The organism is Kineococcus rugosus, assembly GCF_050871975.1.
Lineage (GTDB): Bacteria > Actinomycetota > Actinomycetes > Actinomycetales > Kineococcaceae > Kineococcus.
In genome coordinates this window covers 62,497-76,643 of record NZ_JBJLSJ010000024.1, presented here as the reverse complement: position 1 = coordinate 76,643, position 14,147 = coordinate 62,497, and the positions used below count along the sequence as shown (strand labels likewise).

The window sequence follows — 14,147 nt, the reverse complement described above, 5'->3', positions numbered from 1 at the left end:
CGTCCCCGCGCGAGCCGCGCGGGGACGCCCCCGTCGGGCACCCGCCTCTCCCGGCTCAGCTGCCGTAGACCGTCCGGCCGTCGTCCAGGACCAGCTTGTCCAGGCGGCGCGTCAGGTGCAGCGCCTCCAGGACGAACTCGACGCCCGCCGCGGCCCGGCCGGGCGTGACGTCCGACAGCCCCAGCCGGTCCAGGACCTGCGCCAGGCCCGCGACCGTCCCCACCTGCTCCAGCAGCCGCTCGGCCGGGACGAGGTCGCCGGTCTCGATGGTCCGGCCCTCGGTGACCAGCTCGGAGAAGCCGGACAGCTCGGCCCCGCCCAGCAGGGCCCGGTACGTCTCGGCGATCGCGGTGCGCAGCAGGTGCTCCAGGACCTCGACCTCCCGGCCCTCCTCGCCCTGCTCGAACTCGACCTTGCCGCCGAGCACGCTGACGACGGTGTGCAGGTCCCCGACCCGCGCGACCGGGTCGTGGCGCTCCCCGGACAGCGCGTGCCGGCGCAGCGCCGCCGCCGAGACCGTCTCGGCCGCCGCGATCGAGAACCGCGCCGAGACCCCCGAGGCCGGGTCCACCGCCGGCGACTCGCGCACCGCGCGGGTGAACCGGGCGATGACCTCCAGCAGGTGCTCGGGGACCTCCGCGACCGTCGCCGCCTCCTGCCGGACGAGGTCGACCTCCACCGACAGCTCCAGCGGGTAGTGGGTCCGGACCTCCGCGCCGAAGCGGTCCTTCAGCGGCGTGATGATCCGCCCGCGGTTGGTGTAGTCCTCCGGGTTGGCGCTGGCGACCAGCAGCAGGTCCAGCGGCAGCCGCAGCTGGTACCCGCGGACCTGGATGTCGCGCTCCTCCAGCACGTTCAGCAGCGAGACCTGGATCCGCTCGGCCAGGTCGGGCAGCTCGTTGAGGGCGAAGACGCCGCGGTTGGTGCGGGGCACCAGCCCGAAGTGGATGGTCTCGGGGTCACCCAGCGCCCGGCCCTCGGCCACCTTCACCGGGTCGACGTCGCCGATGAGGTCGCCCACGGAGGTGTCGGGGGTGGCGAGCTTCTCGCCGTAGCGCAGGGACCGGTGCAGCCAGGCCACGGGCAGGTCGTCGCCCTCGGCCAGGACCCGGCGGCGCGAGGCGGGGGTGAGGGGGGCGTAGGGGTGCTCGTTGAGCTCCGAGCCCTCGATGACGGGGGTCCACTCGTCGAGCAGGCCCACGAGGGACCGCAGCAGGCGGGTCTTGCCCTGCCCCCGCTCCCCGAGCAGCACGACGTCGTGCCCGGCCAGCAGGGCGCGCTCCAGCTCGGGGGCGACGGTGTCCTCGTAGCCGACGACGCCGGGGAAGCGGTCGGTCCCGGCCCGCATCCGGGCCAGGAGGTTGGCGCGCAGCTCATCCTTGACGGGCACGTGCCGGTGGCCGGAGGCGCGCAGGGCGCCGAGGGTGCGGGGGAGGTCGGCGGGGGGTTCGAGGGGCAGCGCGGGAGACGGGCTGATGCTCACACCGGCGAACCTACGTCCGCCCGCCCGGATGCGCGACGGGTCCGGCGGGGCCCGTCGCCCGGCCGGGCCGCCCGCCCGGGCCGGGGGCAGGATGACCCCCATGCAGCACCCGGCGCGGCCCGAGCACCACCGTCCCTACGTCAGCCCGGCCCTGCGGCTCGCGGCCGACTGGTCGTGGCGGTTCGTGGTCGTCGTCGCCGGGGTCGTCCTGCTCGCCTACGGCCTCAGCTTCGTCAGCGAGATCCTCATCCCCGTCCTCATCGCGATGCTCATCACCGCGCTGCTGGCGCCGGTGGTGAACCTGCTGCACCTGCGGGCGCACGTGCCGCGGGCCGTCGCGGCGCTGGTGACGCTGCTGGTCGCCGCGGGCGTCGTCGCCGGCCTGGTCACCATCGTCGGGTCGCAGGCCTCCAGCCAGTGGTCGGACCTGGCCGACTCCGCGACCCGGGGCGTCGCCGAGGTCGAGAACTGGCTGGCCACCGGCCCGCTGCACCTGACCTCGACGGCCATCTCCGACTACGTCTCGCAGATCGGCACGACGATCTCGCAGAACCGCGGCACCCTCATCGCCGGCGCCACGGGGGTCGTCTCCACGGCCGGGCACGTCGTGGCGGGCTTCTTCATCTGCCTGTTCACGTCGTTCTTCTTCCTGCTGGAGGGCCGGCGCATCTGGGCGTGGCTGCTGCACCTGCTGCCCGACCCGGCCCGCGACCCGGTGGACGACGCCTCCCGGCAGTCCTGGGTGACGCTGACGCACTACATGCGAGCCACGATCGTCGTCGCGCTGGTCGACGGGATCGGCGTCGCGATCGGCGCCGCCGTCCTGCAGGTGCCGCTGGCGACGTCGCTGGGCCTGCTGGTCTTCCTCGGCGCGTTCATCCCCATCGTGGGGGCGCTGCTGTCGGGCACCGTCGCGGTGCTCGTGGCGCTCGTGGCGCACGACCTGGTGACGGCGCTGATCATGCTGGGGGTCGTCATCGCCGTGCAGCAGGTCGAGTCGCACCTGCTGCAGCCGTTCCTCATGGGCCGCGCCGTCGCGGTCCACCCCCTCGCGGTCATCCTCGCCGTCGCGGGCGGCGCGACGGTCTTCGGGATCGTGGGGGCGCTGTTCGCGGTGCCGCTGGTGGCGGTGCTCAACACCGGCCTCACGGCGCTGGCCCGCGGCGGGCGGCGCACCGAGGAGGTGCAGGAGATCGCCGCCTCCGACGCCCCGCTGGCCCCGGACGAACCCGCGCCGCACGACGAGCCCGGGCCCTCGTCGTCCGCGGGGGACGTGGCGGGCCCGGGCGCCCGCTGAGCGGGCCTCAGCCGGTGTACGGCTCGGAGCTGACGACCTTGACCGGGAACTCCCGGCCGTTCGGCGCGGTGTAGGTCACCTCGTCGCCCGGCTTGCGGCCCAGGATCGCCGAGCCCAGCGGGGACTTCTCGGAGTAGACGTCGAGGCCGGCGGCGTCGCCCACCTCGCGGCTGCCCAGCAGGAACCGCATCTCGTCCCCGGCCAGCTCCACCGTCACGACGTGGCCGAGGGAGACCTCGCCGGCGGCCGACACCGGGGCGTCGCCGACCTGGGCGGTCTCCAGCAGGTGGCGCAGCTGGCGGATGCGCAGCTCCTGCTTGCCCTGCTCCTCCTTGGCCGCGTGGTACCCGGCGTTCTCCTTGAGGTCGCCCTCCTCACGGGCCTGCTCGATGCGCTTGGCCAGTTCCGTGCGGCCCTCACCGGAGAGGTGCTCGTACTCGGCCTTGAGCCGGTCGTAGGCGTCCTGGGTCAGCCACGTGGTGCTGCCGGTGGTCGTCTCGCTCACGGTCTGCTCCCTGTCACGTGCCTTCCCGGCGGCCTCCTGCCGCCGGCAAAAAACCGAGTCGCCCGGCCCCGCCAGCGCGGGAGCGAGCGACTCGAAAGGTCAACCCTAGCCCCGAAAGGGTCAGCGCGACACCGCTGAACAGGATTCGACGCCCACCGTGACGGCCCGGCTGGTGGTCCTGACCTGCACCGATTCCTGCACGTCCGTCTCCGGTGACGCGGGGAAGTCGACCTGCAGGAGCCCGACCTCGGCGGAGGAGCCGTCGAGCGCGTGGACCTGGCAACGGACCGCCGTCCCGGCCTCACGGGTCACGGCGAAGCGGAGCTCGGCGGTGCGGTCGTCGAGGACCCGGTGGCTGATCTCGGTGTACGAGGGGCCGCGGGAGCCGTCGACGGCCACCCACGCGCCGTAGGCCAGCACGAGCAGCGCCCCCAGGACCGCCGCCGCCAGCGGCAGCGGCCGCCGGTACCAGGGCGGCCCGCTGCGCGGGGGCCGCCGGCCGTAGCGGGCGGCCAGGACGGCCGGGTCGACCCGGCCGGGACCGCCCGGGGGCGTCTGCGGGGTGCTCACGTCGGTCGTGCTCCTGCGGGGCGAGGGCGGTGCCGGGTCGGCGCCGCGGATCGGCGAGGATGGACCCCGATGGTCGCACCCCGCCCCCGGGGTCGCGACGCCCGTTCAGTGTGAGAGGAGCCACGGTGGCGGAGACGTTGCGGCTGATGGCCGTGCACGCCCACCCGGACGACGAGTCCAGCAAGGGTGCGGCGTCGATGGCCAAGTACGTGGCCGAGGGCGTCGAGGTGCTCGTCGTGTCGTGCACCGGCGGGGAGCGCGGCGACGTGCTGAACCCGCGGCTGAAGGAGAACGCGTCGCTGCTGCGCGACATGGGCGAGTACCGCCGCCACGAGATGGCCGAGGCCGCGCGGATCCTCGGCGTCCAGCACCGGTGGCTGGGGTACGTCGACTCCGGCCTGCCCGAGGGCGACCCGCTGCCGCCGCTGCCGGGGGGCTGCTTCGCCCTGACGCCGGAGGAGTTCACCGTCGACGCCCTCGTGCACGTCGTGCGCGAGTTCCGCCCGCACGTCATGACGACGTACGACGAGTCCGGCGGGTACCCGCACCCGGACCACATCATGACCCACACCGTCTCGCTCGCGGCCTTCCACGCCGCCGCCGACCCCGCGCGGTTCCCGCAGGCCGGCGAGGCCTGGACGACCTCGAAGCTCTACTACCACGCGAGCTTCTCCCGCGACCGGATGCGCACCTTCCACGAGGCGCTGCTCGCGCAGGGCAAGGAGTCGCCCTTCGCGGAGTGGATGCAGCGCATCGCCGAGGAGGAACCCGGCAAGCGGGCCGAGCTGGAGATCACCACGCGCGTCGAGTGCGGGGAGTACTTCGAGACCCGCGACCGGGCGCTGCTGGCGCACGCGACCCAGATCGACCCCGACGGCTGGTTCTTCGGCGTCCCGCTGGACCTGCAGCGCGAGCTGTGGCCGACCGAGGACTTCCACCTCGCGATCAGCCACGTGCCGACGACGACGCCCGAGGACGACCTGTTCGCCGGTCTGCGGGGCACCGCGTGATCCTGCTGTCCGGGACCACCCCCTCGCCGGCGACGAGCTCGACGTCCACCTCGACGTCCACCGCCACGTCCACCGCGACGACCACCCCGAAGGTGGACGCGGACCTCGTCACACCGGGCCTGTCGGGTTTCGTGGTGCTGTTCCTCTCCGCGGTGGCCGTGTACTTCCTGGGCCGCAGCATGGCGCGGCGCATCCAGCGGGTGAACCACCGCGCCCGCGCCGAGGCCGAGGAGCGCGCCGCCGCGGCCCCCGCGCCGCAGGGGCCGCCGGCGCAGGACCCCCCGGGCCCGCCTCAGGGGTGAGGCACGGCCGTCGCCCGGTCCGGCCGCCCGAGGTGCTCCTCGACGGCGGCCAGGACCGCGACGGTCCCGCGCGCGTGGACCACGTCCAGCGCGTCGGGCTCCCCGGAGGCCGCCGCCGCGCGCAGCCGGTCCACCGCGCGGGCGAAACCCTCCTGCGGGGTCCCGCCGAAGCGCGGCAGGTCGTGCCGTCCGCCGGGCCCCCACACCGTCGCGAACGACCCGCCCGCCCCGGCGGGCGCGGTGAGGGTCAGCGACAGGCTCGTCCCGGCCCCGTCGGCGTGCTCCAGCGCCACGTTCACCGCGTCCCGCGGGCCGCGCCCGGCGCTGACCCGCACGACGTCGGCGAACAGCTCTCGCACGATCGACAGCGCGTGCGGGCCGGTGTCCCACAGCCCGCCCCGCTCGCGGCGCCACGCCGAGGCGCCGTAGGGGTTGCCCGGCGCGTCGATGGTCCCGGCCCAGCGGAACACCCCGCCCTCCCACGGGCCGTGCTCGGCGGCCAGGTCCCGCATCCGCGCCAGCCAGCCGGTGACGTCCGGCTGGAACAGGTACGTCAGGTACTCCACGCTCGCGACCCCCGAGCGCCGCACCGCCTCCACGAGCGCGTCGGCGCGGCGCAGGTCGGTGGCGACCGGCTTGTCCAGCAGCAGGTGCCGGCCCGCGGCCGCCGCCTCCAGCGCGACCTGCGCCTGCACGTCCGGCGGCAGCGCCAGGCTCACCGCGTCCACGGACGCCAGCAGCTCGCCGAGGTCGCCGAAGGCGGCGGTGCCGCGCTCGTCCGCGGCGGCGCGGGTCCGGTCCCGGTCGCGCCCCCAGAACCCGACGAGCTCGACGTCGGGGTGGGCCGCCAGCGCGGCCCCGTGGGTGGTGCGGGCCCAGTGCCCCGTGCCCAGGACCCCGAACCTCACGGCTGGACCACCTCCCGGGCGGGGACGGCGACGGCGGGCCGGAGGGACGGCGGGGCGGTGGTCGGTGCGGGGGCGGTCACGGGGCGTGACGCTACCGGGGCGCCCGGGGCACCGCCCCGTGGCACGGTGGACGGGTGCCCAACCGACTCGCCCGCTCCACCAGCCCGTACCTGCTCCAGCACGCCGGCAACCCCGTCGACTGGCAGGAGTGGGGCCCCGAGGCGTTCGCCGAGGCCCGGCGCCGGGACGTGCCGGTCCTGGTGTCCACCGGGTACGCGGCCTGCCACTGGTGCCACGTCATGGCGCACGAGTCCTTCGAGGACCCGGTCACGGCCGCGGAGATGAACGCCGGGTTCGTCAACGTCAAGGTCGACCGCGAGGAGCGCCCCGACGTCGACGCCGTCCACATGGCCGCGACGACCGCGATGACCGGGCAGGGCGGCTGGCCGATGACGACGTTCTGCACCCCCGAGGGGCAGATCTTCTTCGCGGGCACGTACTTCCCGAACCGCCCGCACCCGCAGGTCCCCTCGTTCCGGCAGCTGCTGGCCGCGGTCGGGGAGGCGTGGCGGGAGCGGCGCGGGGAGGTCCTGGCCTCCAGCGGCCGGATCGCGGCGGCCCTGGGGGCGATGACCTCGCCGGTGGGGGAGGTGCCGGGCGAGGCGGAGCTGGCCGCGGCGGTCGACGCCCTCGCGGCCGAGGAGGACCCGGTCCACGGCGGTTTCGGCGGGGCGCCGAAGTTCCCGCCGTCGATGGTGTGCGAGTTCCTGCTGCGGCACGCCGCCCGCACGGGGTCGCAGCGGGCGGCGGGCCTGGCCGCGCGGACCCTGACGGCGATGGCCCGCAGCGGCACCGCCGACCAGGTCGGCGGGGGTTTCGCCCGGTACGCCGTCGACGCCGGCTGGGTCGTCCCGCACTTCGAGAAGATGCTGTACGACAACGCGCTGCTGGCCCGGGTGTACCTGCACTCCTGGCGGGCGACGGGCGACGCCGAGCACCGCCGCGTCGCCGAGCAGACCTGCGAGTTCCTGCTGCGCGACCTGCGGACCCCCCAGGGCGCGTTCGCCGCCTCCCTGGACGCCGACACCCCCGTGCCCGACGCCGACGGGAACCCGCGCGCCGTCGAGGGCGCCACCTACGTGTGGACGCCCGGCGACCTCGTCGAGGTCCTCGGCATCGACGACGGGCCGTGGGCCGCGGACCTGCTGGGCGTCACCGAGGCGGGGACGTTCGAGCACGGCACCTCCACCGCCCGCCTCACCCGCGACCCCGGCGACGAGCTCGACCGGTGGCTGCGGGTCCGCGAGCGCCTGGCCGCGGCGCGGGCCGACCGCCCGCAGCCGACCCGCGACGACAAGGTCGTGCTGGCCTGGAACGGGCTGGCGGTCGCGGCGCTCGCGGAGGCGGGGGCGCTGCTGGCGCGCCCGGACCTGCTGCTGGCCGCGCGCGAGGCGGCGGGGTTCCTGCTCGACGTGCACCGCGTCGAGGGGGCGTGGCGGCGGGTCTCGCGCGACGGCGCGGTGGGGTCCCCGGCCGCGGTGCTGGAGGACCTCGCGGACCTGGCCGAGGGGTTGCTGGCGCTGCACGCGGCGACGGGGGAGCGGCGCTGGTTCGCGGTGGCCGCCGAGCTCGGCCGCGAGGTGCTGGACCGGTTCACCGGGCCGGCGGGGCTGGTGGACGTCGCCGACGTCGACCCGGCGCTGTCGGCCGCGCGGGACGGGGCGGGCGCGCCCTCGGACCCCTCGGACGGGGCGACGCCGTCGGGGAGCTCGGCGGCGGCCGGGGTGCTGCTGTCGCTGGGGGCGCTGACCGGTGCGGAGGAGTTCACGGACGCGGCGGTCCGGGCGCTGGGGGTGGCCGGTGCGGTCGCGGCGGCCTCGCCGCGGTTCGCCGGGTGGGGGCTGGCGGTGGCCGAGGCGCTGGTGGACGGGCCGCGCGAGGTCGCCGTGCTCGGGCCGGCGGGGGACGCGGGGGCCGCCGCGCTGCACCGGGTGGCGCTGGCCGCGACGGCCCCGGGGCTGGTGGTGGCCCGGGGCGTGCCGGGGGAGGAGGTGCCGGAACTGCTGGCGCACCGCGGTCTGGTCGGCGGGGCCGCCGCGGCGTACGTGTGCCGGGGGCGGGTGTGCCGGACGCCGACGACGTCGCCGGCCGACCTGGCCGCGGAGCTGGGGGCGCGCCTCAGCTGAGGGCGTGCCGGTACGTCGCCAGCGAGATCGCCACGTAGTGGGCGGTGAACCCGGCGACGGTGAAGGCGTGGAAGACCTCGTGGAACCCGAACCAGCGCGGGCTGGGGTCGGGGCGCCTGGTGGCGTAGGCGATCGCGCCGAGGGAGTACAGCAGGCCGCCGACGGCGACGAGCACGGCGACGGCCGTGCCGCCGCCGGCGGCGAAGTCGTCCAGGTAGCCCACCGCGACCCAGCCCAGGGCCACGTAGACGGGGGTGTAGAGCCAGCGCGGGGCGCCGATCCACAGCAGCCGGAACGCGACCCCGGCCAGCGCGCCGGCCCAGACGATCGTGAGCAGCACCCGCGCCCGGTCGCCGGGCAGGGTCGCGACGGCCAGCGGCGTGTAGGTGCCGGCGATGATGAGGAAGATGTTGCTGTGGTCGGCCCGGCGCAGCACGCCGGCCCACCGCGGCGACCAGTCCCCCCGGTGGTAGACGGCGCTGGTGCCGAACAGCAGGGCCGCGCTGACCGCGAACACCACCGCGGCCCACCGGGTGGCGGTGGTGGGCGCCAGGCACACCAGCGCGGTCCCGGCGACGAGGGCCGCCGGGAAGGTCCCGGCGTGCAGCCAGCCGCGCAGCTTCGGCTTGACCGCGGCCAGCAGGTCGGCGGGGTCGGTGGGCGGGTCGGCCATGCCCGCACGGTAGCCGCTGCGGCAGGGCGGGCCGGGCGGGCCGGGCGCCCGGGGCGCCCCGCCCGCCCCGGGCACCGCGGGGCTCAAGACCCGATGACCGCGTTCATGGCGTCGGCGAACTGCTGGGGCGTGATCGAGAGGCCGAAGAGCTTCTCGATGTTGTCCAGCAGCGCCTCGGCCGCCGTGGGCGACAGCGCCTGGTCCCAGGACTGGGTGAAGGTGGCCGCGCCGCTGGAGACGTCGTAGACGAACTGCAGCCACTCGGCGTCCTCGGAGGAGGAGAACTGGCTGTCGGAGCCCTTGACGATCGGCACCGAGCCCACCGAGATCCACGCCTTCGTCGTCTCGTCGGTGTTCAGGCCCTCGGCGAAGTACTTCTTGGCGGCCGTCTTCTCCTCCTCGGTGGCCTTGGAGGACAGCGCGTAGTACGCCGAGGGGTTGCCGACGGTGTTGCTCGGGTCGCCCGCCCCACCCTCGACGGGCGGGAAGTTCATCCAGCCCAGGTGCCCGCCGGTGACGAAGTCGCCGCCGTCGGACTTCATGCTCCCGTACGTCCAGGTGCCGTGGACCATCATCGCGGCCTTGTCGGTGTACAGCAGCGCCTGGTCGGCGTTGGAGTCGGCGGTGATGGAGGCGAAGCCCTTGATGAAGCCGTCGGCGCGCACGAGGTCCTGCAGCTTGGTCAGCGCGTCGAGGGAGGCCGGGTGCGACCAGGCGTCCGGCTGGCCGTCGAAGACGGCCTGGAAGACCTCGGGGCCGCCGATGCGGTCGTAGAGGAACTCCAGCCACATCATGTTCGTCCACCGGGACTGCCCGCCCAGCGAGAACGGCGCGATGCCTGCGGCGTTGAACACCGGCACCAGCTCCATGACCTCCCCCCAGGTGGTGGGGGGCTGCGCGCCGACCTTCTCGAAGACCCGCTTGTTGTAGAAGAGGACGATCGGCGAGACGTCCTCGCACGGCACGGCGTAGACCTTGCCGTCGACGGTGGCGGCGCCGAAGGCGCTCTCGAACAGCTTGTCCTTGAGCTCGGGCGTCTCCTCGAAGAAGGAGGTGAGGTCCTCGACCTGGCCGTTCTCGACGTAGTTGCGCAGACCACCGCCACCCCAGGTCCAGATGATCGTCGGCGCCTCGCCGGCGCCGATGGCGGTCTTGATCTTCGCCTTGAACGCGTCGTTCTGGAACGAGGAGACGGCCAGCTCGCCGTCGGGGTTCTTCTCGTTGAAGGCCTCGATGGAGTCCGTGCGGATGCCCTCGGCGGGCTGGCCGGTGAGGATCCAGATGCTGGCGCCGCCCTCGGCGGCCTGTCCCGGCCCGGAGGAGCCGCCGCACGCGGCGAGCGCCGGGACGGCCAGGGGCGCCGCCAGGGCCAGGCTGAGGATGGAACGACGGGACGTGGTGCTGCGGTCCACTCTGCTCTCCGATGCGACGGACCGCGACGGCGCGGTCACCTGCCGGTGACGTCCTCGTCACCGTGACGCGAGATTATGGTGGCGCGCGCAACCGGTCAACGACGGCTCGCCCGTGCGGGTGCTGCACCGGTGGTGGGCGGGTGGTGGGCGGGTGGTGCGCGGGTGGTGCGCGGGTGGTGCGCGGGTGGTGCGCGGGTGCGGCGCGGTAGCGGGGCCGGGTGCCGCGGCGGGTATACCGTGAGCGCCGATGGGCCTCCGCGATCTCCTCTACGGCGCGTACGGGCGGCGGCTGGAACGGTCGCTGGACCCGGACGTGCTGCCCCGCCACGTGGGCATCATCCTCGACGGCAACCGCCGGTGGGCCAAGGCGTTCGGGGCGCCCAGCTCGCACGGTCACCGCGCCGGTGCGGACAAGGTCGTCGAGGTCATGGGCTGGTGCGCCGACGAGGGCATCGAGATCGTCACCCTGTACCTGCTCTCGACCGACAACCTGAACCGGTCGGCCGACGAGCTCGAACCGCTCATCGCGATCGTCCAGGACGCCGTGGCCCGGGTCGCGGCCACGAAGCGCTGGAAGGTCCACCCGGTCGGTTCCCTGGACCTGCTGCCCGACCCCAGCGCCGCGCACCTGCGGGCCCTGGCCGAGCAGACCGCCCGCATCACCACCGGCGTCGTCAACGTCGCCATCGGGTACGGCGGCCGCCAGGAGATCGCCGCGGCGGTCCGCGCCCTGCTGCGCGAGCACGCCGCGCGGGGCACCTCGATGGCGGACCTGGCCGAGGTCCTGGACGTCGAGCACATCGCCGACCACCTCTACACCAAGGGCCAGCCGGACCCCGACCTGGTCATCCGGACCTCGGGGGAGCAGCGGCTGTCGGGGTTCCTGCTGTGGCAGAGCGCGCACTCGGAGTTCTTCTTCACCGAGGTGCTGTGGCCGGACTTCCGCAAGGTCGACTTCCTGCGGGCGCTGCGCTCGTACGCGGCCCGGGAGCGGCGCTTCGGCGCCTGAGCCCGCGCCGCCGGCCCGGTTCACCGGGATGTCACCCACTCGTCACAGCGGACCGCGTGTTCCTCGTCCGTCACGCCCGTGCGGCCGATAGCGTCGGGGGCAGACGGGGAGCGTCCGCCCCCCGCCTCGGGAGGTCGCCGTGAGTGCTGCCCAGCGCAGCGGGGAGGCCCGGTCCCGGGTCGCCCGCAGGGCGACCTGAGGTCCCGGTCCGCCGCCGCTGAGGGGGGTCCGGGCGTGGACGCGTCCCGGGCTCCCGAGAACGGGAGACGTTCGTGGTCACCAGCCCCCGCCCCGCCGCGCCGAACACCCCCGCCCGTGCGGGAGCCGTGCAGCCCGACCCCGACCGACAGACCTTCGTCCTGGACACCTCCGTCCTGCTGTCCGACCCCGGTGCCCTGTTCCGCTTCGCCGAGCACGACGTGGTGCTGCCGCTCGTCGTGGTCAGCGAGCTGGAGGGCAAGCGCCACCACCCCGAGCTGGGCTACTTCGCCCGGGAGGCGCTGCGCCGCCTGGACGACCTGCGTGTCGAGCACGGCCGGCTCGACGCCCCCATGCCCATCGGGGACAGCGGCGGGACGCTGCGGGTGGAGCTGAACCACTCCGACACCGGCGCGCTGCCGTCGTCGCTGCGCGGTGGGCCGCTCGCCACGGCCGGTGACACCCGCATCCTGGCCGTCGCCCGGAACCTGGCCGACGAGGGGCACGCGGTGACGGTGGTGTCCAAGGACGTGCCGCTGCGGGTGAAGGCGTCCGCGATCGGCCTGACGGCCGACGAGTACCGCGCCGAGCTGGCGCCCGACTCCGGCTGGACGGGCGTGGTGGAGCTGACCGCGACCGCCGAGGAGGTCGCGCACCTGTACGACGAGGGCACGCTCGACACCGCCGAGGTGCGCGACCTGCCGGTGAACACCGGGGTGGTGCTCTCCTCCCCGCGCGGGCACGCGCTGGGCCGGGTCGGCGCCGACAAGCAGCTGCGGGTGGTCAAGGGCGACCGGGAGGCGTTCGGGGTGCGCGGCCGCTCGGCCGAGCAGCGCATCGCCCTGGACGCCCTGATGGACTCGACGGTCAGCATCGTCTCCCTGGGCGGCCGGGCGGGGACGGGGAAGTCGGCGCTGGCGCTGGCGGCGGGGCTGGAGGCGGTCATGGAGCGCCGCGAGCACCGCAAGATCGTGGTCTTCCGGCCGTTGTACGCGGTGGGCGGTCAGGAGCTCGGGTACCTGCCGGGCACCGAGGCCGAGAAGATGGGCCCGTGGGGCCAGGCGGTCTTCGACACCCTGGAGGCCGTGGTCGACCCGAAGGTCGTCGAGGAGGTCTTCGCCCGGGGGATGCTGGAGGTGCTGCCGCTGACGCACATCCGCGGCCGGTCGCTGCACGACTCCTTCGTCGTGGTGGACGAGGCGCAGTCGCTGGAGCGCAACGTGCTGCTGACGGTGCTCTCGCGCATCGGGCAGGGCTCGAAGGTGGTCCTGACCCACGACGTCGCCCAGCGCGACAACCTGCGGGTGGGCCGGCACGACGGGGTCGCGGCCGTCGTGGAGGCGCTCAAGGGGCACCCGCTGTTCGCGCACGTGACGCTGACGCGGTCGGAGCGCTCGCCGGTCGCGGCGCTGGTGACCGAGCTGCTGGCCGACTTCGGGGCGTGATCGGGGACGGGAGGGACGGCTGAGGCGGGTGGTTCCGGGCACGGGGACGGCCCCGTGCCCGGAACCGGACGCGTCCGGCCTGCGTCAAAACCTCGCCACCGGTGCGGCAGGGTGTGAGATGTTCCACAAAGGTCGACGGAGCGTTGCTGATCCGTGACCTGAGCGTGACGAAACCGGTGATCGCGGTTTGCCCGCACCCCGGTCCCCGGGGCAGCGTCGTCCGACGACAGCACCTCGCAGCCGTCGCCGGACCGGGCACCCCGGGCCCGGTGACGACGCCGACCGACGGGCCGCACGACGGGGCCGACGGGTCGGACGGGCCTCACGGCGACGTCCCCGGACGGGACGCCGCGCCCCGGCGGCGGGTGGACAGATCGACCGGGCGTGAGCCGGGAGAACGTCGGAAGGCCCGGCTTGCCGCCCCACAGCCCCACCGCGTCCCCGGACGAGCAGAGCACCACCACCAGCGACCCCGCGCCCCGGCGCCGCCGCCGCCTCGCCTGGATCGCCGCCCCCGGCGTCGTCGCCGTCTCGGCCTCCGTCCTGGCCGGCGCCGCCCTGACCTCCGGGCCCGCCCCCGAGGCCGAGGCCGCGGTGCCCGACCGCCTCCTGCTCTCCGCCCAGGCCGAGCGCCGGGCCACGACGTCGGACGCCTGGTTCGAGCAGGCCGCGGTCCGCGTCGCCAGCGACCAGCGCGTCGCCGCCGAGCGGGCCGCCGCGGAGGCGGCCGCCGCCGCCGAGGCCGCCCGGCTGGCCGAGGAGGCCCGGCAGCAGGCCGCCGCCGAGGCCACCCGCAACGCCCAGCGCGACCCGAGGGGCATCGCCCGGATCATGGCCGCCGACCGCGGCTGGGACGACTCGCAGTTCTCCTGCCTGGACTCGCTGTGGACCAAGGAGAGCGGCTGGGACTGGTCGGCCGACAACCCCACCTCCAGCGCGTACGGCATCCCGCAGGCGCTGCCCGGCAGCAAGATGTCCTCCGCCGGGGCCGACTGGGAGACCAACCCGGTCACCCAGATCACCTGGGGCCTGGGCTACATCGAGAACCGCTACGGCAGCCCGTGCAGCGCCTGGTCGCACTCGAAGTCGCACAACTGGTACTGACCCGCCGCGGCTGACCCCGCGCGCGTCCCGCACCGAGCGCGTGAC

General features: G+C 75.1%; 13 protein-coding genes. 7 read left to right on the top strand and 6 right to left on the bottom strand.

The features are described 5' to 3' along the window. Positions 1-55 precede the first annotated feature (55 nt). Positions 56-1,483 carry a sigma 54-interacting transcriptional regulator gene (locus ACRYM6_RS14840; RefSeq protein WP_432543654.1) on the bottom strand — a complete coding sequence of 476 codons (1,428 nt, stop codon included), beginning with the start codon at positions 1,481-1,483 and terminating at the stop codon, positions 56-58. 100 nt (positions 1,484-1,583) lie between these two features. On the opposite strand from ACRYM6_RS14840, the gene ACRYM6_RS14835 reads away from it, so the two are divergent. Then, the gene (locus ACRYM6_RS14835) at positions 1,584-2,780 is read left to right on the top strand and encodes an AI-2E family transporter (RefSeq protein WP_432543653.1); all 1,197 of its coding nucleotides are present in this window, start codon (positions 1,584-1,586) and stop codon (positions 2,778-2,780) included. A gap of 7 nt (positions 2,781-2,787) precedes the next feature. On the opposite strand, the gene greA is transcribed toward ACRYM6_RS14835, so the two are convergent. Further along, positions 2,788-3,285, bottom strand: a complete 498-nt coding sequence (greA, locus tag ACRYM6_RS14830; RefSeq protein WP_432543652.1) for a transcription elongation factor GreA — start codon at positions 3,283-3,285, stop codon at positions 2,788-2,790. A gap of 120 nt (positions 3,286-3,405) precedes the next feature. After that, positions 3,406-3,855 carry a DUF4307 domain-containing protein gene (locus ACRYM6_RS14825; protein WP_432543651.1) on the bottom strand — a complete coding sequence of 150 codons (450 nt, stop codon included), beginning with the start codon at positions 3,853-3,855 and terminating at the stop codon, positions 3,406-3,408. 125 nt (positions 3,856-3,980) lie between these two features. On the opposite strand from ACRYM6_RS14825, the gene mca reads away from it, so the two are divergent. Together mca and ACRYM6_RS14815 are read left to right on the top strand one after the other, a co-directional pair. Next, complete coding sequence (gene mca, locus ACRYM6_RS14820; protein ID WP_432543650.1) at positions 3,981-4,865, top strand: mycothiol conjugate amidase Mca; 885 nt, start codon at positions 3,981-3,983, stop codon at positions 4,863-4,865. Further along, entirely contained in the window at positions 4,862-5,167 is a 306-nt protein-coding gene (locus ACRYM6_RS14815) for a hypothetical protein (protein WP_432543649.1), read from the top strand. The genes mca and ACRYM6_RS14815 overlap by 4 nt, the downstream gene beginning before the upstream one ends. Here the strand turns inward: ACRYM6_RS14815 and ACRYM6_RS14810 are convergent. Beyond that, positions 5,158-6,075: a Gfo/Idh/MocA family protein gene (locus ACRYM6_RS14810; protein WP_432543648.1), complete on the bottom strand. Its 918-nt coding sequence runs from the start codon at positions 6,073-6,075 to the stop codon at positions 5,158-5,160. The two genes, ACRYM6_RS14815 and ACRYM6_RS14810, sit on opposite strands and share 10 nt — an antisense overlap. A 134-nt stretch (positions 6,076-6,209) precedes the next feature. On the opposite strand from ACRYM6_RS14810, the gene ACRYM6_RS14805 reads away from it, so the two are divergent. Continuing rightward, positions 6,210-8,261 carry a thioredoxin domain-containing protein gene (locus tag ACRYM6_RS14805; RefSeq protein WP_432543647.1) on the top strand — a complete coding sequence of 684 codons (2,052 nt, stop codon included), beginning with the start codon at positions 6,210-6,212 and terminating at the stop codon, positions 8,259-8,261. Here the strand turns inward: ACRYM6_RS14805 and trhA are convergent. Further along, positions 8,254-8,934 (bottom strand): PAQR family membrane homeostasis protein TrhA, encoded by a 681-nt coding sequence (gene trhA, locus ACRYM6_RS14800; protein WP_432543646.1) that lies wholly within the window; start codon positions 8,932-8,934, stop codon positions 8,254-8,256. The genes ACRYM6_RS14805 and trhA overlap by 8 nt on opposite strands. 83 nt (positions 8,935-9,017) lie before the next feature. After that, the gene (locus ACRYM6_RS14795) at positions 9,018-10,346 is read right to left on the bottom strand and encodes an extracellular solute-binding protein (protein WP_432543645.1); all 1,329 of its coding nucleotides are present in this window, start codon (positions 10,344-10,346) and stop codon (positions 9,018-9,020) included. 247 nt (positions 10,347-10,593) lie between these two features. Here ACRYM6_RS14795 and ACRYM6_RS14790 point away from each other — a divergent pair, with 247 nt between their 5' ends. The 3 genes from ACRYM6_RS14790 (at position 10,594) to ACRYM6_RS14780 (ending at position 14,102) form a co-directional block, all read left to right on the top strand. Beyond that, positions 10,594-11,355, top strand: a complete 762-nt coding sequence (locus ACRYM6_RS14790) for an isoprenyl transferase (protein WP_432543644.1) — start codon at positions 10,594-10,596, stop codon at positions 11,353-11,355. Between the two features lie 326 nt (positions 11,356-11,681). Beyond that, positions 11,682-12,998 carry a PhoH family protein gene (locus ACRYM6_RS14785; protein WP_432543659.1) on the top strand — a complete coding sequence of 439 codons (1,317 nt, stop codon included), beginning with the start codon at positions 11,682-11,684 and terminating at the stop codon, positions 12,996-12,998. 414 nt (positions 12,999-13,412) lie between these two features. Beyond that, complete coding sequence (locus ACRYM6_RS14780) at positions 13,413-14,102, top strand: aggregation-promoting factor C-terminal-like domain-containing protein (RefSeq protein WP_432543643.1); 690 nt, start codon at positions 13,413-13,415, stop codon at positions 14,100-14,102. The last annotated feature ends 45 nt before the right edge of the window (positions 14,103-14,147 follow it).

Excerpts from the sequence above, each read along its gene's own strand:
- ACRYM6_RS14835 (WP_432543653.1), top strand. The coding sequence starts at position 1,584 with ATGCAGCACCCGGCGCGGCCCGAGCACCACCGTCCCTACGTCAGCCCG.
- trhA (WP_432543646.1), bottom strand. The coding sequence starts at position 8,934 with ATGGCCGACCCGCCCACCGACCCCGCCGACCTGCTGGCCGCGGTCAAG.
- ACRYM6_RS14790 (WP_432543644.1), top strand. The coding sequence starts at position 10,594 with ATGGGCCTCCGCGATCTCCTCTACGGCGCGTACGGGCGGCGGCTGGAA.